Raw genomic sequence first — 21444 nt, 5'->3', positions numbered from 1 at the left:
ATCTTCAAAAAGAATTTTTAATGGTCAAAAAATAATGTTATTGAGCAATTTAGAATCTGTACCCGGTCATACGATCTTACGCCAACTAGACGTCGTTTATGGCAGCACGGTACGCAGTAAACATGTGGGGCGCGATTTTCTTGCCGGCTTAAAAAACATTGTTGGTGGCGAATTAACTGCGTATACCGAACTGTTAGAAGAATCTCGCCAAGAAGCCATGCAACGTATGATCGATAAAGCACAAAGTCTAGGTGCAAATGCAGTCGTAGGTATTCGTTTTTCAACCTCGAGTATTACACAAGGTGCATCTGAGTTGTTTGTCTATGGCACCGCCGTCGTGGTACAACCGATGACACCTAAACTCCCAGATCCATTTAGTTCATAGGAATACCAAATGGATGGCTTAATTTTTCAGATTGTCATTTTTCTGATTTTATTCTCTGTAGGCTGGGGATTTGGTCGTTATAACGAACAAAAACACTTAAGAGAACTGGACGAAAATGAACGTCTATTGGCGGATATCCAAATCGATAGTCGTCGCTTTGCAAGTAGTGAACATCCAGGGCACTTAATTAGTAGTAATGTCGTGATCTCACATGATTATTTTAAATTCATCCTTGCATCGATTAAAAATATTTTAGGTGGTCGCTTAATCAGTTATGAAAGTATCGTTGAACGTGCACGCCGAGAAGCGATTGTACGTTTAAAACAACAAGCAAAAGCAATGGGCGGTCACCAAATTTTAGGAGTTCGTTTAAGTACCACTGAAATGGGAATGCAAGGTGGTATGGTTGAAGTATTTGCCTATGGAACGGTGATTATAACACCAAGATAAAAAGGCATGTCTTTATGAACTTGCCGTCTTGTACTTTATGCTTGAGATTTTATTCTATGCTTATCTGATCAATTATAAGATGGTTAAAGATAAAATTAAGCAAAGCGTCAAGACGGCAAATATCCAATTCATTACGGATAATATTTTTGGATATTTCTTTATCATGATTGGCAATGTAATCAAGCACAATACATAAATAGAAGGTGCAATGACCATCAACCATCCAACCCAAGCATACCCGCTTGCCCCTTCAAGATGGGATGCATTGGTTAGCATCACCAACAACAAAGCGACTAACCCACCAATAAGAATACTGGCAGGGACAGCAAACAAGAGATAAACGATTATAGATAAAATCGATACTTGTCTTTTTGCAGGCGAATGTGCTGGGTTCAAATCATCTTCCATTTTAAAGCCTTTTTTATGTCTCCATTACTTCACTTTACTCTTACGAATCATTTTGTATAGCAAACTTGGTGACAAACGAGAGACGAGAACACCGAGTTGCTCTTTTTTACCACCAACAACAATATATTCCTCCCCCGCCATCAATGATGCAACCACGCGTTCTGCAAAAATATCAGCATCTAATCCATTCTCAATCGCTTCATCTTGATGCCCTTGTGGCTTTCCTTCTCCGTTTAATGCATTAAAGGAAACATTGGTCTTCACAAAACCAGGGAATACGACAGAAACTTCAACACCCTCTTTTGCAACTTCGGCACGCAGACTATTCGCCCACATATGAATCGCAGCTTTTGCCGCAGAATAACTGGCTCGATATTGTGTCCCTAATAGTCCAGCAACACTCGAAACAAATACCACTCGACCCGATTTCTGTTTCAGGAAGGTTGGAAGTACTGTTTTAGTCAAAAACACTTGTGAAAAGTAATCCACTTCCATGATTGCACGTTCTGTTTGCATCGTTGTATCTTGGATCAAAGCACGCTGACTTAAACCTGCATTATTGATTAACCAATCTATACGTCCCTTACATGCCAATACTTGCTCATACGCGTGTCGGACTTGGGCTTCATCAGTGATATCGGCAGCAATTGAAATATGTTGTTCTGGTTTCAATAAGCCAATACGAACCGACTCCAATTCTTCATAACGACGCGATGTCAAAACAACTTGCGCACCTTGTAATGCACATTCACGAGCTAAAGCTTTCCCCAAACCAGAAGATGCGCCCGTGATCCAAACGACTTTATTTTCAAGACTCTTTAGCTTTGCCATATTTCTTCCCTACCTATGCTTGCTGGCGCATAAACTTTAGAAAATAATCAACATAAGTCGATGCCATCTGTTGATCAAGTTGAGTGCCCAGTTTTTCTAAGCGCTTATAACCAAGATGCGTTGTCATATTGATCACGCCATTTAAGGTTTTATCGACCACAAAGTTAAATTTTAAACATTTTTTCGGTTCTCGAATCAAATGGGTTACCCCAACATCAATCACATCTGTTAAAAGCTTGAGTGCATGCTGAATTTCTTGCTGATCACCTGCAGCTAACTTTTGTGCTGATGCTGTAACTTGCTGAGCGAGTTGCGACTCTACAGGATAAGTCATGTAAATATGATCATCTTGAATTTGTAAAGTTTTGGATAAGTATTCAACCAAAGGAATGAGGCGGTCATTTCCAAAAAAAGAAACTGACCAAGGCATATATTTACGAATCGCCTCTAAAATTTGTTGAATCACTTTTTCAGACTCGCCTGTTTTTGAGTGCTGTTGGTTTTCTTGTAATAGCACCATAAAAACTTGTTCAATCACCTCACAAGCCATTTCAGACAATACATTACCCAACGCATTGGCCTGACTTTCTTTATTACCTTGCAATAATTGCGTTCGAATATGCGCAAACCTTGCATAAGTATCTGCATGAATACTTAAATAAACAGCGGTCTTCATCCTCACAACCTTAATTTTCGAGTCCCGTAAATAAAAAAGACTTGTTAAAACAAGCCTTTTCAAATTTCAAAGTAAAAATCTATTCTATCATTTTGGCTTTTACTTCATGAATGTAGCACAACCTAATTCGGTTCTGTATGCATAAATGCCAAAAAATGGTTAACGCACGCTGTAGCAGCCCCTGTATCCACTTGCTCGCCCATTTTTTCAAGTCGCTTATAACTTAAATTTGCAGTGAGATTGATGACACCATTGAGTGTTTTATCGACTACACGATTAAAATTAAGACATTTTTTCGGTTCACGAATCAGATTGGTGACCCCCAAATCCACGATTTGAATCAGTGTTTGAAATACATCCATCATGTCTTGAGTTTCATTGTTTTTTAATTGCTCAACCAAAGCATGTGCTTGTTGGACCAAATGATGATCAATGGGATACGATACATATACTTGTTCATCATGATATTTAATCATATTGGAAAAATAATTAACGAATGGACATAAACGTTCATTGCCAAATAATGCAATCGACCACGGCATGTATTTTCGAACTGCAGCAATAATTTGTTGAATGATTTTTTCTGATTCTACGGTGTATTTCTGAGTTAAATGGGTTGGTTTTCGATTTTGGATCAACAGTACTGAAAAAACTTGTTCCACAATATCGCAAGCGATTTCGGATAACACCTCACCCAATACACGCGATTGATTTTCATCACTCCCTGTATTTAATCGTTGGCGTATCACCTCAAACTGGCTATAGGTCGTTGTATTAATTTTTAATAGGATTGAATAGCTCATTGAAATCATCCTTTTCTTAGTTTTAGCATTGTTATTTTGTTGTTTTATGCATCAGCATTATTTAATTATGTGATCCAATACACATAAATTTAACTTTTTATTATCAAAAAACCAACGCATTTCGTCGGCTTATTAAAACTTTGTAAAGTTATTTAAGCAGATACGCTTTGCCAGCGGTGAAATGCCAACAGATTCGATAGATTTTTGCTACAATAGATGCAATTTTTTATTCATTTTTGATCTTCTGTACTATGACTGACGCTCAATCTGCTCAAAATATCGCAACGACTTACGATCCAACCGAGATCGAGAAAAAATGGTATCAAATCTGGGAACAAAACGGTTATTTCAAACCATCAGGTCAAGGTGAATCATTCTGTATCATGATTCCACCACCAAACGTCACGGGTAGCTTGCACATGGGTCATGGCTTTAACAATGCCATTATGGATGCCCTCACCCGTTACAACCGTATGATGGGTAAAAATACCTTATGGCAACCAGGAACTGACCATGCGGGGATTGCAACGCAGATGGTCGTCGAGCGTCAACTGGGCCTACAAGGGATTAACCGCCATGACTTGGGTCGTGAAAAGTTTATCGACAAAGTTTGGGAATGGAAAGAACAATCAGGCGGAACGATTACGCGTCAAATCCGTCGTTTAGGCTCATCAGTAGACTGGTCACGTGAACGCTTCACGATGGATGAAGGTTTATCCAATGCGGTGAAAGAAGTGTTTGTTAAACTTCACGAAGATGGTTTGATCTATCGTGGTAAGCGTTTGGTGAACTGGGATCCAAAACTACAAACAGCCCTGTCTGATCTTGAAGTTGAAAGCAAAGAAGAAAAAGGCTCGTTGTGGCACTTCAAATATTTCTTTGAAGATAAATCGCTAAAAACCAAAGATGGCAATGACTACCTTGTGGTTGCAACGACACGTCCTGAAACATTATTGGGCGATACTGCCGTTGCAGTACATCCTGAAGATGAACGCTATGCACACCTCATTGGTAAAAACATTGTTCTACCGATCACAGGTCGTTTAGTTCCTGTTGTTGCTGATGAATACGTTGAAAAAGACTTCGGTACAGGCTGTGTAAAAATCACGCCTGCGCATGACTTCAATGACTATGAAGTAGGTAAACGTTGTGGTCTAGCGATTATCAATATCTTCAACAAAAATGCAGAAGTTTTGGCCGAGTTTGAATACATCGCTAAAGCGGGTGAGCAAATTTCACAACTGCTTCCTGCACCTGCTGACTATATCGGTTTAGAGCGTTTTGCAGCACGTAAGAAATTGGTTGAACAAGCGGAAGCTGAAGGTTGGTTAGATCAAATCCAACCGTATGACTTAAAAGCACCGCGCGGTGACCGTTCAGGTGTGATCGTTGAACCATTATTGACAGACCAATGGTATGTGAAAATTGCACCACTTGCTGAGCCTGCAATTGAAGCAGTTCAAGATGGTCGTATCAAGTTTGTTCCTGAGCAATACACCAACATGTATATGTCTTGGATGCGTGATATTCAAGATTGGTGTATTTCTCGTCAACTCTGGTGGGGTCACCGTATCCCTGCTTGGTATGATGTAGAAGGCAACATTTACGTGGGTCGCAACGAAGAAGAAGTTCGTAGCAAAAACAACATCGCTGCTGATGTAGAACTTAAACAAGACGAAGACGTTTTGGACACATGGTTCTCATCTGCACTTTGGACATTCTCAACTTTAGGTTGGACTGGTGACACACAAAAAGATGCAGCGAATGATTTCCTTAAAACCTTCCACCCAACAGATGTGTTGGTGACTGGTTTTGACATTATCTTCTTCTGGGTTGCACGCATGATCATGATGACCATGCACTTTATGAAGAATGAAGATGGTTCACCACAAGTTCCGTTCAAGACGGTTTACGTTCACGGCTTAGTACGTGATGGTGAAGGTCAGAAAATGTCGAAATCTAAGGGGAACGTCCTTGATCCATTAGATTTGATCGACGGTATTGATTTAGAAAGCCTTGTTGCGAAACGTACAACGGGCTTAATGAATCCAAAAGATGCTGCAAAAATTGAGAAATCAACACGTAAAGAATTCCCAGACGGCATCAATGCTTATGGCACAGATGCAGTACGTTTCACCTTCTGCGCGCTTGCAAACACGGGTCGTGATATCAAGTTCGACTTAAAGCGTGTTGAGGGCTACCGTAACTTCTGTAACAAGATTTGGAACGCAACTCGTTTCGTTCTGATGAATGTTGAAGGTCAAACGGTTGGTCAAGAAGCGCGCCCTGATCTTTGGGAACTTCCAGAACAGTGGATCATCAGCCGTTTGCAAAAAGCAGAAGCTGCGGTACATCAAGCATTTGCAACATATCGGTTAGACCTTGCTGCACAAGCGATCTATGACTTTATTTGGAACGAATACTGCGACTGGTACGTTGAGTTAACTAAGCCTGTTCTGAATGATGCCAATGTATCTGAAGAGCGCAAAGCTGAAGTTCGCCGTGTATTGCTTGCGGTGATGGAATCTTCACTACGTTTAGCACATCCACTCATGCCGTATTTGACTGAAGAAATCTGGCAGACCCTTGCGCCGATGTTAGGCAAAGGTGGTGCGACGATTATGACTGCGCAATACCCTGTTCCTGATCAAGCGAAGATCAATGATCAAGCTGAAGCAGATATGCAGTGGTTACAAGGTTTGATCGGTGCGGTACGTAATATTCGTGGTGAAATGGGCTTAGGTAATGCACGTTTATTGCCTGTATTACTCAAGAACATTTCTGATGCAGAGCGTGAGCAAATCATCCGTATCGAAGCGTTGTTCAAAGCACTCGCAAAAGTTGAAAGCATTGAGTTCTTGACCAATGATCAAGAGCCACCTCTTTCATGCTCAAGTGTTGTAAGCCATGCCTCTGTATTTGTACCGATGAAAGGCTTAATTGACCCTAAAGCTGAATTGGGTCGTTTGCAGAAGGACTTGGATAAGGTTCAAAAGCAGCATGATCAAATTGCCAATAAACTTGCAAATGAAGGTTTTGTCGCTAAAGCACCAGCAGCCGTAGTTGAAGGTGAAAAGGTGAAATTGGCTGAATTTGCTGATCAGTTAAGTAAAATTAAAGCAAGTATGGAGCAAATTGCTGCTCTGTAAAGTATTGTAATCTTAAAATTAATATGTAATATAAAAGGCTGATTATTCAGCCTTTTTTATATGACTTATCCGCAATTAGATTTTTTTACTCTCAATGTTTCTGAAAAACAAGAATCAAGTAACTTTTTAGAAAAAGAGAAAAGATTAAAAAAAATTTACGAGATTACAGTTAAAACTCGTAACTTCGAAATCGCCCAATTAATTCAAAGAAATAATTTCTTTATGATTTTCCAAGGAGTTCTACTCGCTTGTGTCATTTCTTCAAAAGATACCGTTCCATTTGTACAGTTTATCATTTCATGCGCAGGTTTCTATATTGCTTATTGCCAAACAAAAGTAGCTGCTGGTGCTAAATTTTGGCAGGAATATTGGGAATCAGAGGTGTATAAAGCAGAAAAACAATTAGAAGCTCTTTATAAAAACAATTCTCTTCTTGAAGGAAAAAAGATAAATACTAACTTTCAATTACAAAGTTTTATACCATTATTTATAAAATCTAAAGAACAAGTATATTCTCAAGTATCAGAAAGATTACTAAAAACCTCTCCAACTACCGAAACTACTTCACCTTTATATATTACAGCCCCACCTATAAAAATTAACCGTTATATAAAATTATTATTTTCAGGAGAAACACTAAAACCAAGTATTTTTTCAACAAACAAATTAATTTTAGAAAAACCTTCTGTAAGTAAAATTCCTATCCATGTTGGACAATGCTTAATTATTACCTGGGCACTTTTAATGCTTTCTTGTTTAGGTGTATATAATCAAATTCTAGAGTGGAAGCCTATAAATGACATAGCTCTAAGAGAATTTCCAACACATAAAGAAGCAATTAAGCAAGAAATTTATCTTTCAAATGATAAAGATAAGACATCTCCCTTATACCTTGCAAATGACCACGAAAGAAATACTGACAATGCGATTTCTGGTTCAACTATTCCATTACAAGTTGACTTAGGTCGTTTACATAATTTATCGCAAAATAATGAGATTTTTTTAAATATACACATTGATAAAAATGGAAATGCAACAACCTCTTATAAGATATCAGATTCCGATTTAGAGACAAAAAAATGAGTGGATACAACTTAGACCAAAAACTAGTAATTGGATTAGCTTCAAGCGCCTTATTTAACTTAGAAGAATCCGATGAAGTATTTAGAACAAAAGGTGAACTTGTATACCGAGAATACCAGCATAAAAATGAAAATGTGATTCTAGACTTAGGCGTCGCATTCCCTTTTATTCAGCGCCTTCTAAGTTTAAATAGTATTTTTCCTAAAGATAAGCCATTTGTAGAGGTTATTTTACTTTCTAGAAATGACCCAAACACTGGTTTACGGGTTATGAACTCTATCGAGCATTATGGCTTAAATATAAAAAGAGCAATTTTTTTACAAGGTCGAACCCCCCATAAATATATTGATGCTCTGAATATCAGTTTATTTTTGTCTGCTAATGAGACTGATGTAAACCAAGCAATTACTGCTGGTTATCCCGCTGGCTTAATTCTAAAAGGCAATATCTTTGATATTGAACATGATGAAGAATTACGAATCGCTTTCGACTTTGATGGTGTCATAGCAGATGATTCCTCAGAACAAGTCTATAAAGAAAGTGGACTTTCAGCATTTATTCAAAATGAAGAAAATTTAGCTCATCAACCTGCAAATATTGGTCCTTTACATAAATTATTAAAAGAACTTTCAACTTTACAAAAAGAAGAAATTAAATATCAGTCTCAAAATTCTGATTATAAAAGCAGATTAAGACTTTCAATTGTTACAGCAAGAAATGCACCTGCCCATAAAAGAGTCATAAACTCTTTGAGAGCATGGGGAATAGATACAATAAACGAAGCATTTTTCTTAGGTGGCATTGAAAAACGTAGAGTTTTAGAAATATTAAATCCTCATATTTTCTTTGATGATCAAGTTACCCATTTAGAAAAAACAGCAGATAGCATCGCTTCTGTTCACATTCCTTTCGGAATAGCTAATAAAAAATTAGATTCTAGTGAGCAATCTGCTGATTTAATAATTAATTAGAATACTCAAATTACTGAGCTGAATTAGTTAAATATTCCCTCTCCTTCTAGGAGAGGTTAGCGAGAGGTCTGTTTCAATTCAGAACATCTCCGCCACAAATCCTCCAATACCACATCCCTCCGCCCCAACACATCATGATTCCAATACCGCACTACTTTTAAATCCAAAGCCTCTAAAAACTTAGTTCGTTCAGCATCATATTCTTTTCCATCATTAGTACCGTGCTGACTGCCATCCAACTCAATCACCAAACCTAATTCATGACAGTAAAAATCTACAATATATGGTGCAATCACATGCTGACGGCGAAATTTCAGATTCATAAATCGTTTAGCACGAAGCAATTGCCACATAAGATTTTCGGCATCTGTCGCATTACTACGCATGGTTTTTGCGAATTCTAATAATTGTGGGTCTAATTTCATTTTTTATTTTCCATTTTAATTACCCTCACCCCAGCCCTCTCCCTGAGGGAGAGGGAGTAGCATCTAATTTCATGAAAACCAATATTTTAGTGGGTGTTCCCTCTCCTTTTAGGAGAGGGTTAGGGAGAGGTGCTTTTTAAGGCTTACAAAACCCCATGCCCCAACAACATCTCCACCCCACTCACCTTTTTCATATGCTTTAAACGTTCCTTTTCCCACTTCAACTGCTGCTTTAACTCAGCACAATCGGCATCTATGGCTTTATATACATCACCAATATGTACATGTTCCAATTTTACTTTCTTTGCCAACTGAAAAGAATCTAAAATCTCGCTAATTTGACTTTCTAGCTGCTGACTCTGTGCATCCAAAGCCAGTCTATAAAACTTCAATTGTTCAGCAGATAATTCTTTCGCCCCTAACCCCTTATTCTGTTCAAGCTGTAATTGAAGTTTCAGTAAATAAAACAAATCCTGCTGTTCATACGCCTGACTGGCTTGCTGAAACAATTCGGTTTTTTCTGCTTTTTTAGATTCATCTTGCTCACGATCAGGATGAATCATCGCAGCAATTTTTAAATACACCGTTTTAAGTGACTGTGCTGCCAGTTGCTCGGCTTGTTCACGTTTCTGCTGTTGTCTCAGTTGTTTGGCTTGTTCACGAGCTTGTTGTTGCTCCGCCGCATATTGCTCAAAGTCGTCTTCTAGTTCGCTTGCTTGTTCTGCATGTTGTTCGATGCCCTGCTCAGATAATGCTTGATACTCAAACTTTTTTGACTGTGATTTTTTAGGCTTTTTAACAGATTGTTGTACGTGTTGCTGATAAAAGGTATCGATCTGCTTCACAAGAGTAAGCTGTTCTTCATTCAGCATTTGTGAACGTTTCACCATACGGGCAAGTTGAGCGATTTTTTCATCGAGTTGTTGTAGGTCAGTTTTAGAAAAAGTATGTGATTGCAACATTTGCCAAAGTTGCTCTAATTGTAAAAACAATACCTCGTGTAGTTCACGGTACACTGGCATTAACTTTTCTCGGGTATGTTGTTGAATCTCGTCTTGCGCATTTTTCCATGTCGCAAGACTGATTTTTTGCTGTTCAATTTGAGCAATCAAACGATTCAGCTTTTTCTGCTGTGCAGATGGTTCAGACCTTTGTTTAAAACTGACTTTGAGATCAAAGGACATGTTCATCTACCTGAAAAGAAGAATTGAATAATAAGACAAATAAGGAATTAAACCTCGATCAGTATAGAATAATATCCTTATCTTTAAGCATGAAGAGTAACTTGTCACTCGATTTATAGCTCAAGATACCCACCAAATCACTACTGGTAGCGTTACAGCCGCACATAAAGTTTGAAAGCTAATCACCGCAGCCATCAATTGACTATCCCCACCCAAGACTTTCGTTAAAATATAAGCAGCGGATGCCGTTGGCAAAGCAAAAAACACCACTAAAATTTGAGTTTGTAAGCTTGGCAAACCTAACCATGTACAGACCGCAAATGCCAAAGCTGGTACCGCTAAAAGTCGAGCAAATGTATCTGCAACTAACACCACAATATCTTTTTTCATCTGCATAAACTGTAAAGCCGCGCCAACACATAACAAACCCAGTGGCAAACTCGATGCTGAAAATAGCCTGATCAAACCAGAAAGACCATCCCAAATCGGAATATTGAAGACATTAACCACACCACCCACAATACAAGAAACAATCAACGGATTCTTGAGTAACGCAATCAAAACAGGTTTAACTGCCATCTGCTCTTTAGACGTTAAAGCCAGCACTGAAATCACATTGACCAATGGAATACACAGCGCCAGTAAAATCACCAAAATCGCCATTCCTTCTTTTTGGAATAAAGAAGCAACCAACGCTAAACCAATGTACGTATTGAAACGAACCAAACTCTGGACATGTACACCAAAACGAGCAGGTTGAATATTCCAAAACATTCGCAATACATACATAAAAGCCGTCACGAGCAGCACGACAAAGAACATAGCGAATATCGCTGTACTCAGACTTTGAAAGTCCACCTTTGTGGTCGATAAGGTATTGAATAATAAAGCAGGAAATAAAATATAGTAATTTAGCTTTTCTGCACCAGCCCAAAAATCTTGACTCAGGAAATGATATTTTTTAAATAGATATCCTGATGCAATCAATGCCACCAAAGGAAACAGGGCCAGAATAATACTATTCATTACTTTACTCAGCTTTTAATGTTGCAGTGCTTGGATATTTCAAAAATCAACTTATTGGTATCGATTAAAGATGATTTACAGTTTGTTTTAAACCCGTTATTACACTTAAGTACGATATGAACTTTATAAATTAGAAGCATCTAGCTCTGTCACACCATCATGCATGCTCATTTTCCATTTAATATCAAATAATCGCTTAGGCTTCTACCCAAAAGCCCAAATGCACTACTTTTCACCAAAAATAAAATATTACCTCTAAATTGGTGCGTTTTTTGCATATCTCAGTGCATCAAAATGAGCTTTTTATAGATCGCTCTAGTTTTTAGATGAATTAAATCCATTTTGGTGCAAAAAATGATCGTTTTATTTGCACCAAAATTGGGTTTAGCACTTATATCGAGCATGTTATGCAAAACGTAGATATCTTTTTTCTATTACTTGGTGCTGTACTCGTCCTCTCTATGCACGCTGGATTTGCTTTCCTCGAACTAGGAACAGTACGCCATAAGAACCAAGTCAATGCACTTAGTAAAATCCTGACCGACTTCTGTATCTCTGCAATTGCCTACTTCTTTGTCGGCTACTGGATCGCTTATGGTCAAAATTTCCTCGTGACTGGCGAATTATTATCTGCCAATCATGGCTATGACCTCATGCGTTGCTTCTTCTTACTTACCTTTGCAGCGGCAATTCCAGCGATTGTTTCAGGTGGTATCGCAGAACGCGCGAAGATGCGCTCACAAGCATTGGCCACTTTATTATTGGTCGCACTGATCTACCCATTTTTTGAAGGTATGATTTGGAATGGCAATTATGGTGTACAAACATGGTTGGAAAATCAGTTTGGTGCCCCGTTCCATGATTTTGCTGGCTCAGTCGTCGTCCATGCGATGGGTGGCTGGATCGCACTTGCAGCAGTCTTGTTATTGGGTGCACGAAATGGTCGCTATAAAGATGGACGCGTGAGTGCTCATCCACCATCATCTATTCCCTTCCTTGCTTTGGGTTCATGGATTTTGATCGTGGGTTGGTTTGGCTTTAATGTAATGAGCGCGCAACGTGTTGAGGCCATCTCAGGACTCGTCGCCATTAACTCACTCATGGCTATGGCGGGTGGTACGTTGGCAGCCAACTTCATGGGTAAAAATGACCCAGGTTTTTTACATAATGGCCCATTGGCAGGACTTGTGGCAATCTGTGCAGGCTCCGATATTGTGCATCCAATTGGTGCATTAGTGATTGGTGCAAGTGCAGGTGCGATTTTTGTGTACTTCTTCACTTATACTCAAAATAAACTCAAAGTCGATGATGTACTTGGTGTTTGGCCTTTACACGGTATTTGCGGCGCATTCGGCGCCATCGTTGCAGGTATTTTTGGTCAACAGGCACTTGGCGGTTTAGGTGGTGTATCTTTTATTTCACAATTAATCGGCACAGGATTGGGCATCAGTGTGGCTTTAATCGGCGGTTTCATCGTCTACGGTCTTTTAAAGCTCACCATGGGTATTCGCTTGTCTCAAGAAGATGAGTTTCGCGGTGCCGACCTATCTGTTCATAAAATTTCAGCGAACTCAGAGCAATCAATGTTCTAATTTTTCAATTATTTAAAGCGGCAATCTAGCCGCTTTTTTTTCGACGATGATACGGATTTAAAGAATTACCGATCAATCACGGCGCTTATTTTAGTCTTTGAGGACATACAACATCTAGAACAAAACCTAGCTTTAAAGCCATCTATGGTTTTTCATCCTAAAATTTACGCTGAAATTTATCCCCGCTAAAAATACAAGTTATGGCATGCATTATGCTTTCTTTTTCCTGCAATTTTTACTGTAATTCATTCATTTTTAAATTGCGTGATTCATTCACAGATACATTTAACAAAACCGTAAAAAATATCGCTTGAGCAACCGTGTTGAAGTCTATTAATATGAAAACTAATGTATTTTTATACATGAAAAAAGATATTATTTTTCATAAAAACTGACCGCTCAATAGTAACAATTACGAATGCGTCCATAACGATACAAAAGGAGTTTTGTACATGACACCTAAACGCACCATGACCTCTTTGCTTTGCGCAAGCGCTTTAATGTTCGGCCTAAGTGCCTGTAGTGATAATAAAGCCCCAGCCGCAGGTGATAAAGCAACTGAAGGTGATGTCTCTACCTCAGGTACCTTAAATAAAATCAAAAGCTCTGGCACGATCGTGCTGGGTTATCGCGATTCTTCTATTCCATTTTCTTACATTGCTGGCAATCCAAATCAACCTGAAGGATATGCCCATGATCTACAGCTGAAAGTGGTTGAGGCTGTTAAGCAAAAACTGAATATGCCTGACCTGAAAATCCGTTATAACCTCGTCACCAGCCAAAACCGTATTCCCCTCGTATCAAATGGTACGGTAGATCTGGAATGTGGTTCCACCACCAATAATAAAGAACGCCAACAACAAGTTGATTTCTCAGTGGGTTTCTTTGAAGTTGGTTCACGACTGTTAACAGCCAAAGATTCTGGAATTAAAGATTTTGCCGACCTCAAGGGCAAAAAATTGGTGACTACCGCAGGTACGACTTCAGAACGTTACATCCGTCAGCATCAACAAGAATTAGGCATTGGTGAAATCATTTCTGCCAAAGACCACGCTGAATCATTCCTGATGTTACAAAATGGCCGTGCGGTTGCGTTTATGATGGATGACATTTTACTTGCGGGTGAAAAATCAAAAGCCAAAGATCCGAATAAATGGGAGATCGTGGGCACTGCACCTATCCAAGAAATTTATGGCTGTATGTTGCGCAAAGGCGATACCGGATTTAAACAAGTGGTCGATGATGCCATTAAAGCCACCTACGCTTCAGGTGAAATTAACCAAATGTACGAAAAATGGTTCCAACAACCAATTCCACCTAAAAATATTAACCTGAACTTTGCTATGTCTGATCAACTTAAAGCGTTAATCAGCAATCCGCATGATCGGGATCAATAATCTAATCCCCTATAACGAAAATATTATTGCGGAACCGGGGAACAATGGATGTTCTCCCGCTTCTTCTCAGGAGTTATTATGACTTATAGCTGGAACTGGGGAGTTTTGTGGCAATCAACGGGTGTGGGTGATACCACTTACATAAACTGGATTGTAACGGGTCTAGGATGGCTGGTGGTTATTGCTGTGGTAGCGTGGACGATTGCCATGCTTCTCGGCAGTATCCTTGGCATTATGCGTACACTTCCAAATAAAACAGCCAGAGCCATAGGCACCGCCTACGTCACGCTGTTTAGGAATGTACCTTTACTCATTCAGTTATTTATCTGGTTTTATGTGGTTCCAAACTTTCTCCCTGCGCCAATTAAAAACTGGTGGATGAGTGATCTTGGTGCCAATACCACCGCATTGATTTCTGCCAGTATCGGACTCGGGCTATTCACTGCTGCACGGGTTTGTGAACAAGTAAGAACGGGCATTGAAGCCTTACCCCAAGGTCAAATCAATGCAGGCTATGCAATGGGTTTTTCTACGGCACAACTGTATCGTTATGTGATTCTACCGCAGTCGTTTCGTACAATTTTACCCCCACTGAGTTCAGAGTTAACGAACTGTGTAAAAAATACCTCTGTGGCCTCCCTTGTCGGTGTTGCGGAAATTATTTCACAGATGAAAACTATCAGTGAATACACGCAAAATACCATCGAAATTTACACCATTGTCACCATCATTTTTATCGTCATCAACATCTGCTTGATTTCTGCAATGAACCTACTGGAAAAACGTCTGCGTATTCCTGGTCTAATTTCAGGAGGTAAGTAGTATGGAATGGCTAACTTCTTTTCTGAATGATTTACAACAATCTGGTCCTGCCCTTTGGCACGGTTTCAGCATCACCATAAAAGTGGTCGTGATTGCCACAATTGGCGGTATTTTGATTGGTACGCTGCTTGCGCTAATGCGTTTATCTTCAATTAAAGTCTTGAACCTCATCGCACAAGCTTATGTGAACCTCTTTCGCTCCATTCCACTACTGCTAGTGCTGATGTGGTTTTACTTTGCGGTACCGTTTATTTATACCTCGATCACAGGTAAATATCTGACCATTGATACTGCATTGGTTTCTAGTATCGTAGCGTTCATGTTATTTGAAGCGGCTTATTTCTCTGAAATTGTGCGTGCTGGTATCCAATCGATTCCAAAAGGTCAGGTTGCTGCTGCAGCCGCACTCGGCATGAGTTATGGGCAGTCTATGCGTCTGATAATTTTGCCTCAGGCATTTCGAAAAATGACCCCGCTATTACTTCAACAGACTATTATTCTATTTCAGGATTCCACCATGGTATATGCCATTGGTCTACTGGATTTTTTCAGAACAAACTATGTCCGTGGGGATCTAATGGGCTTACTCACCCAATATATTTTATTTGCAGGGTTGGTGTACTTTACCGTTAGTGCCATCGCAACATTTGCAGTGAAACGTTTACAAAGGAGGTTACGTGTATGAGTGACAATAAAGTAATGATAGACCTCCAAAATGTCAGTAAGTGGTATGAAAAATTTCAGGTACTGACCGACTGTTCTACTCAAATCCGCCAAGGTGAAGTGGTTGTCGTTTGCGGTCCATCAGGTTCAGGAAAATCGACATTGATTAAAACTGTAAATGGTCTTGAGCCATTTCAACAGGGTAAAATTTTTGTAGATGGTGTACCGATTCATGATTCCAAAACCGATATGACCAAATTACGCAGTCGAGTCGGAATGGTGTTTCAACACTTTGAATTATTTCCTCACCTCAGTATTACCGAAAATCTAACCATTGCTCAGATTAAAGTGTTAGGTCGTTCAGAGGCTGAAGCAAACAAGAAAGGTTTAGCTTATCTCGACCGCGTTGGACTAAGTGCACAAGCCAATAAATACCCTGCACAGCTTTCAGGTGGACAACAACAACGTGTTGCAATTGCCCGTGCGTTGAGTATGGATCCGATTGCGATGTTGTTTGATGAACCTACATCTGCACTTGACCCTGAAATGATCAATGAAGTGCTTGATGTGATGGTTGGACTTGCCAAGGAAGGGATGACCATGATGTGTGTTACCCATGAAATGGGCTTTGCCCGTCAGGTTGCGAATCGCATTATTTTCATGGATCAAGGAAAAATTGTTGAGGATTGTTCCAAGGATGAGTTCTTTGATACACCACGCGGGGAACGTGCTCAGCAGTTTCTAGATAAAATTTTGCATTAAGTTCATCGCAAGCATAAAGCAGCCGACTTGGTTGCTTTATGCTGAAATATAAGTCATTAATTTTCTTTTTCGCTATCCCAGGCCGCTATATTCAATTCCTCAATTGAGCAACAATATGGTAAAGTGGGCCCTCATTGAAATGAGTATGATGGCTTAGGAATAGATAACTGCACATGGATGACTTTCAAAAATTCTTAGAAACCACGGTTACAACTCAACAAAATTCAATCCAAGCATATGAATTAAGCACCGGTAAAGTATGGTTAAAGAAAGCTTCTGAACGTCATGGCTTATGGTTATATACCCCTCTGAAATGGCTCGCAAAAATTTTTAATTTGGGCGCCATTATGCCCGTTCCAAACCAAGGCGGCAGCAAAGCAATCCAGTGTGAATTTAACCGTATTAATCAACTCAAACAACTTGGTATTTCTACCCCCAATATTTTAGCTGTTTCTGCAAATGGGCTTTTATTAGAAGATCTCGGCGTACAACATCAAGGTAAAGTAAAACAGCTTGATCAGGCTCTCGCCGGTCGTAGAAAAAAACCTGAGATGCAGTTTTCTTTATTCAAACAAGCGATACAGGAAATCCAAAACATTCATCTAAAAGAAGGCTATTTAAGCGAAGCTTTTGCGCGTAATATTTTAATTGATGAGCAAAATCACTTTAGTTTTATTGATTTTGAAACAGATCCAAGAGATGTACTTAGCCTACATGATTGCTTTGTCAGAGATTGGTTACTCTTTATTTTCTCGACTGCTTATCACTTTGAGTTTGAACAATTAACTGATGCAAGCCAAGTACTTTATCAAGCATTGTTGGCTGAACCACAAGTTTATAAGGACATTTGCAAAGTAGGCAAACGCCTCAATTGGGTATCACGCCTAAATGTTAGAAAAGTAGGAAATGACGGTAAACGTATCCAAAAATGTGTTTTATTTCTACGCTATTTAAACGAACAATCAGAAGTAAATAGCAGCACTTGATTTATATTTTATAGAACTAATGCTAAACATGTCGTTCAAGGGTTTTGGGAAGTCGAACAGTCACGGATAATCCACCCAAATCTTTACTTTGAGCCAAAGTTAAACTTCCTCCCAAACGTTGCGTGGCTTTATCAACAATGGACAATCCCAATCCACTACCCACTTCCAAATGGTGATGGACACGATAAAAACGTTTAAGAACTTCATCATACTTTTCAGGATCGATCCCTGCACCACTGTCTTCGATTTGAATACAGGCAAAATCTCTATCGTCACTATATACAGAAATATTGATAATGCCTTGATTTGGGGTATATTTAATCGCGTTATCAATCAGATTAAATATAATCGAATGTACTGTGGATTCAAGGCTTTGCATCTCCACGATATCATTGCGTTCAAATCCTAGATCAATTTCTTTTTGCATCGACAAACTAACCAGTTGTTCAATGCAATCCAAGACAACATCATTTAAACGAAATTGGCTATGCGGCTCCACCAACATTAAGCCAACATCCTGCTTTGCCAACGCCAGTAATTGGGTGACCAGATGCTGAATACGCGCCAGACCTTTACTTAAATTTTGTAATGACTGTTGTTCTGGTAATTGGCTCATCAGAATTTTCGTCTGCAAATTTAGCGCAGTCACAGGAGTCCTGAGTTCATGTGCTGCATCTGCAATAAATTGTTTTTGTTCAGTTTGAGCATGCTGAATGCGTGCAAATAAATGATTCATTTCTTCAATGGTCGGTATCAACTCTTGAGGATACTCTCCACTATCAATCGGATCTAAACCATCTGAATCACGCTGTGTTAGTTCTTCTTTGAAATCATCCAAAGGTTTTAAACTTAAACTAATAATGAATGCGAGAATAATGATGGCAAATGGCAAAAGCAACACATAGGGAATAAACATACTCCCAGCCAATTCCCATGCAAAATTCTTACGCACACTTTCTTGCTGACTGACTTGAATTTGATAGTCTTGCAAAGGGATCGCATATACTCGCCATTTACCTTGAGGGGTTTCTTGGCTATAAAAACCGGCTTGTTGGACTGGCGGAATAAGCAAATGGGTATGATGTGATAAATGGCTACGATCTTTATATGCCCAAATATCAACCAGCAAATCTTCCTCATGATAACTACGATGCAACTCAACTTTACTGGCGATCGTAGTCATCGGCTGCGTGACAGATCTTTCAGCCATATACTGCATTTGCGTGTCTAGAATCTCATCAACTTCATACAATGCAATTTTATAAGCAGTAAATACCAACAGACATCCAAGCAAAAGACTGAAAAGTGAAGTCCCCCAAATCAGTCGTTTTTTCAGTGAAAACTGCTTAGATATCTTTAGCATTATTAAGGTTGCCCTAGTCGATAGCCTAATCCACGAATTGTTCGGATAAAGTCTTTACCCAGTTTTGCGCGTAAATGATGAACATACACTTCGATTGTATTACTGGTGACTTCACTATCAAAATCATACAGCTTATCTTCTAGATTTGCCTTTGAAAAAATCTTATTAGGATGTGTCACCATTGGAATCAGAATCGCCCATTCTCGGTTCGAGAGTTCGATTTGCTCCCCTTTAAACGTCGCTAAATGCTGTTCCACATCGAGAATAAGATCACCACTTTTAAGAAGTTGGGTAGTACCTTTATTCTGATTCATGACAGTATTGCCACGGCGCAACAAAGCATGAATACGTGCCAGCAGTTCATCAAACTCATAGGGCTTAATCAAATAATCATCCGCACCTTGATTTAAGCCATCGACACGATTCTGTAGTTGATCACGTGCTGAGATAATTAATACAGGAATTGTCGTACGCTGACGAATTTGTTTAAGGATTTGCATACCGTCCATCAAAGGTAAACCCAAATCCAGTAACACCAAATCAAAAGCTTGCTTTCCTAGTAGAGCCAAGCCATCTACACCATTATTGACCCATTCAACATCAAACTGATGGAACTGCAATAAGGTTAAGGTTGACTCTGCAATCATAAAATCATCTTCGATCATCAAGATCTTGGTCATAAGTTCATCTCACCTTATAGACGGGTACATGCGGTTAGCATGTTGTTATTTGAGTCGATTGCTTTAGTTTTCACATCCAATAAACTCAGCATAGTTGGAAATAAGTTATCCTGACTCAGTTTCTTATCCTGTTGTTTAAACAAACAGTGCACCTGTTCTTCTGCCTGTTGTTGCCATGATTTAGAAAACCACATCAGCATCGGAATATGAGTTTGTTGTGTTGGTGCGATTGCATAAGGCGCGCCATGTAAATACATACCATGTTCACCAGTAGACTCACCATGATCTGATAAATACCACATTGCACTTCGATATTGCGTTGTATTTTTTAATGTTTCTATTAATGCATCCAATATATGATCTGTATACAACACCGTGTTGTCATAACTATTGATCAATTGATCATGACGACAGCCTTGAATTGCATTGGTATCACAAGCTGGCTTAAACTGATTGAAGGTAGCCGGTACACGCTCGTAATAAGCAGGACCGTGGCTTCCAAGTTGATGTAATATGATCAAACGTGGACGAGTATCTTGTTTTGGAACTCTTGCTAGATAAGCTTTTAAACTATCGACTAAAATTCCGTCAAGACATTCATCATTTTTGCACCATTTCTGCTGGATAGAATCCGGTATTTGAAACTGTTCAACACGATCACAGGTCCCCTTACAACCTGAGTTATTATCAATCCATGTCACTTGATAACCCGCTCGCTTAGCGATATCCAATAACCCCTCGCGGTGACTTGCCAACTGCTCATCATAATCCGCTCTTGGCATACCTGAAAACATACACGGCACAGAAACTGCCGTTGCTGTACCACAAGAGCTCACTTGGGAAAAATTGATGATCTCTTGCTGAGCAAGTTTTGGATTAGTGTTTCTAGCATAACCATCTAAAGCAAAACTTTCAGCACGTGCAGTTTCACCGACCACTAACACCATTAATTTAGGTAAATTTTCTGTATTTTGATCGTCAATCGTTGCATCCAAACCATAACCAAGCAAAGGTAAATTTTGATGAGGTACTTTCTTTTTATAATATGAAACCGAAGCCGCAAGCATATTTTGTGGTGATATCATACGTTTTAAATCACGATGCTCACGAAAAATCGCAGCAAAATCAACATAAAAAATAAATAATGCCCCAGCTACAATCAACAAAGATAATCCAGAAACCACAAATTTACTTAAAATTTGACCTGCGATCGGTTCAGGCTTGATTTGCACAAAGAGTATTGTAGCAATAGGAAGGACAATCATTCCCAGAACCCACAGCAATAAATTCCATGACCATGTATCTCGGGCTTCTGCAAAATTTGTTTGCATGATATTTTGGATTTGGTCGGCAGTGATCAACACCCCCAAACTTGTCACCATATAAGAAGCCAGCCCGCCAATCACAATTAAGACAATCGCAACCAGTTTTGCACTCCACTTCCAACTCACCCACTGCAAGATAAAACTGTATAGTGAAATCACAACCACAACAGAAGCAAAAATAAATAAATTTGCCTTCACTCCTGTATAGGGTGTGAGTGATCGAAGCCGTTCATAAAAGCTAATATTGAGAAAAAAACCTAACCAAATTGCCAACAAAAGATTAAAGGTTAGAAGTGAAATGACTTTGATCTTGAATTTTTGCAGCAGCATGAAAATCACACTCTACCAATCGATTTTGGAGTGTTGAAACCTTACTAAAATAAACTTAAAAATGACTTAAAGATAAAATCCCCTCACCTCCTCAATCGCACTTCAAAAGTTTTATAAATAAAAAAAATCGAGG

21 protein-coding genes are annotated in these 21444 nt (G+C 39.2%); 11 read left to right on the top strand and 10 right to left on the bottom strand.

Annotation, left to right across the window (positions count from 1 at the left end):
* The first annotated feature begins 34 nt into the window (after positions 1-34).
* Together F2A31_RS03840 and F2A31_RS03835 are read left to right on the top strand one after the other, a co-directional pair.
* The gene (locus tag F2A31_RS03840; RefSeq protein WP_171490554.1) at positions 35-385 is read left to right on the top strand and encodes a YbjQ family protein; all 351 of its coding nucleotides are present in this window, start codon (positions 35-37) and stop codon (positions 383-385) included.
* A 9-nt stretch (positions 386-394) separates the two neighbouring features.
* Positions 395-835 (top strand): YbjQ family protein, encoded by a 441-nt coding sequence (locus F2A31_RS03835; protein ID WP_150025271.1) that lies wholly within the window; start codon positions 395-397, stop codon positions 833-835.
* A 72-nt stretch (positions 836-907) separates the two neighbouring features.
* Here F2A31_RS03835 and F2A31_RS03830 read toward each other — a convergent pair whose 3' ends face one another.
* The 4 genes from F2A31_RS03830 to F2A31_RS03815 form a co-directional block, all read right to left on the bottom strand.
* Positions 908-1243: a hypothetical protein gene (locus F2A31_RS03830; protein ID WP_150025270.1), complete on the bottom strand. Its 336-nt coding sequence runs from the start codon at positions 1241-1243 to the stop codon at positions 908-910.
* A 24-nt stretch (positions 1244-1267) separates the two neighbouring features.
* Positions 1268-2074, bottom strand: coding sequence for an SDR family NAD(P)-dependent oxidoreductase (locus tag F2A31_RS03825; protein ID WP_150025269.1), 807 nt, complete (start codon positions 2072-2074; stop codon positions 1268-1270).
* A gap of 13 nt (positions 2075-2087) precedes the next feature.
* Positions 2088-2750: a hypothetical protein gene (locus tag F2A31_RS03820; protein ID WP_150025268.1), complete on the bottom strand. Its 663-nt coding sequence runs from the start codon at positions 2748-2750 to the stop codon at positions 2088-2090.
* A 122-nt stretch (positions 2751-2872) separates the two neighbouring features.
* Positions 2873-3553 carry a hypothetical protein gene (locus tag F2A31_RS03815; RefSeq protein ID WP_005083062.1) on the bottom strand — a complete coding sequence of 227 codons (681 nt, stop codon included), beginning with the start codon at positions 3551-3553 and terminating at the stop codon, positions 2873-2875.
* A gap of 251 nt (positions 3554-3804) precedes the next feature.
* On the opposite strand from F2A31_RS03815, the gene F2A31_RS03810 reads away from it, so the two are divergent.
* Genes F2A31_RS03810 through F2A31_RS03800 form a run of 3 tightly spaced genes read left to right on the top strand, consistent with a single transcriptional unit; the run spans position 3805 to position 8756 of the window.
* Positions 3805-6702, top strand: coding sequence for a valine--tRNA ligase (locus F2A31_RS03810; RefSeq protein ID WP_150025267.1), 2898 nt, complete (start codon positions 3805-3807; stop codon positions 6700-6702).
* A 60-nt stretch (positions 6703-6762) separates the two neighbouring features.
* Positions 6763-7785 (top strand): RipA family octameric membrane protein, encoded by a 1023-nt coding sequence (locus tag F2A31_RS03805; protein WP_150025266.1) that lies wholly within the window; start codon positions 6763-6765, stop codon positions 7783-7785.
* Complete coding sequence (locus F2A31_RS03800) at positions 7782-8756, top strand: 5'-nucleotidase (RefSeq protein WP_150025265.1); 975 nt, start codon at positions 7782-7784, stop codon at positions 8754-8756. Before F2A31_RS03805 ends, F2A31_RS03800 begins: the two co-directional genes overlap by 4 nt.
* A 56-nt stretch (positions 8757-8812) precedes the next feature.
* Here F2A31_RS03800 and F2A31_RS03795 read toward each other — a convergent pair whose 3' ends face one another.
* The 3 genes from F2A31_RS03795 to F2A31_RS03785 all read right to left on the bottom strand — a co-directional run bounded on the left by F2A31_RS03795 (position 8813) and on the right by F2A31_RS03785 (position 11391).
* Positions 8813-9181 carry an endonuclease domain-containing protein gene (locus tag F2A31_RS03795; protein WP_150025264.1) on the bottom strand — a complete coding sequence of 123 codons (369 nt, stop codon included), beginning with the start codon at positions 9179-9181 and terminating at the stop codon, positions 8813-8815.
* Positions 9182-9324: 143 nt separating this feature from the next.
* Complete coding sequence (locus F2A31_RS03790) at positions 9325-10365, bottom strand: coiled-coil domain-containing protein (RefSeq protein ID WP_150025263.1); 1041 nt, start codon at positions 10363-10365, stop codon at positions 9325-9327.
* A 120-nt stretch (positions 10366-10485) separates the two neighbouring features.
* Complete coding sequence (locus F2A31_RS03785; protein ID WP_150025262.1) at positions 10486-11391, bottom strand: AEC family transporter; 906 nt, start codon at positions 11389-11391, stop codon at positions 10486-10488.
* Positions 11392-11798: 407 nt separating this feature from the next.
* Here F2A31_RS03785 and F2A31_RS03780 point away from each other — a divergent pair, with 407 nt between their 5' ends.
* From F2A31_RS03780 to F2A31_RS03755, 6 genes are all read left to right on the top strand, one after another.
* On the top strand, positions 11799-12983 hold the full coding sequence (locus F2A31_RS03780) for an ammonium transporter (RefSeq protein ID WP_150025261.1): 1185 nt from the start codon (positions 11799-11801) through the stop codon (positions 12981-12983).
* A gap of 452 nt (positions 12984-13435) precedes the next feature.
* A complete protein-coding gene (locus tag F2A31_RS03775) occupies positions 13436-14380 on the top strand; it encodes a transporter substrate-binding domain-containing protein (RefSeq protein ID WP_150025260.1) in 945 nt (314 codons plus the stop codon).
* 78 nt (positions 14381-14458) lie between these two features.
* Complete coding sequence (locus tag F2A31_RS03770; RefSeq protein ID WP_150025259.1) at positions 14459-15202, top strand: amino acid ABC transporter permease; 744 nt, start codon at positions 14459-14461, stop codon at positions 15200-15202.
* A 1-nt stretch (position 15203) separates the two neighbouring features.
* The gene (locus F2A31_RS03765; protein ID WP_150025258.1) at positions 15204-15887 is read left to right on the top strand and encodes an ABC transporter permease subunit; all 684 of its coding nucleotides are present in this window, start codon (positions 15204-15206) and stop codon (positions 15885-15887) included.
* A gap of 14 nt (positions 15888-15901) precedes the next feature.
* Positions 15902-16627, top strand: coding sequence for an amino acid ABC transporter ATP-binding protein (locus tag F2A31_RS03760; protein ID WP_171490627.1), 726 nt, complete (start codon positions 15902-15904; stop codon positions 16625-16627).
* A 173-nt stretch (positions 16628-16800) separates the two neighbouring features.
* The gene (locus tag F2A31_RS03755) at positions 16801-17613 is read left to right on the top strand and encodes a BUD32 family EKC/KEOPS complex subunit (protein ID WP_150025256.1); all 813 of its coding nucleotides are present in this window, start codon (positions 16801-16803) and stop codon (positions 17611-17613) included.
* Positions 17614-17635: 22 nt separating this feature from the next.
* Here F2A31_RS03755 and F2A31_RS03750 read toward each other — a convergent pair whose 3' ends face one another.
* The 3 genes from F2A31_RS03750 to F2A31_RS03740 are packed head-to-tail and all read right to left on the bottom strand — an operon-like array spanning position 17636 to position 21311.
* Complete coding sequence (locus F2A31_RS03750) at positions 17636-18976, bottom strand: sensor histidine kinase (RefSeq protein WP_150025255.1); 1341 nt, start codon at positions 18974-18976, stop codon at positions 17636-17638.
* A 2-nt stretch (positions 18977-18978) separates the two neighbouring features.
* Positions 18979-19656: a response regulator transcription factor gene (locus F2A31_RS03745; protein ID WP_150025254.1), complete on the bottom strand. Its 678-nt coding sequence runs from the start codon at positions 19654-19656 to the stop codon at positions 18979-18981.
* Positions 19657-19670: 14 nt separating this feature from the next.
* Positions 19671-21311: a phosphoethanolamine transferase gene (locus tag F2A31_RS03740; protein WP_150025253.1), complete on the bottom strand. Its 1641-nt coding sequence runs from the start codon at positions 21309-21311 to the stop codon at positions 19671-19673.
* Positions 21312-21444: the final 133 nt, after the last annotated feature.

Source organism: Acinetobacter suaedae (assembly GCF_008630915.1).
GTDB lineage: Bacteria > Pseudomonadota > Gammaproteobacteria > Pseudomonadales > Moraxellaceae > Acinetobacter > Acinetobacter suaedae.
The sequence above is the reverse complement of the archived record's forward strand: the minus strand, read 5'-3'. Positions and strand labels throughout refer to the sequence as shown.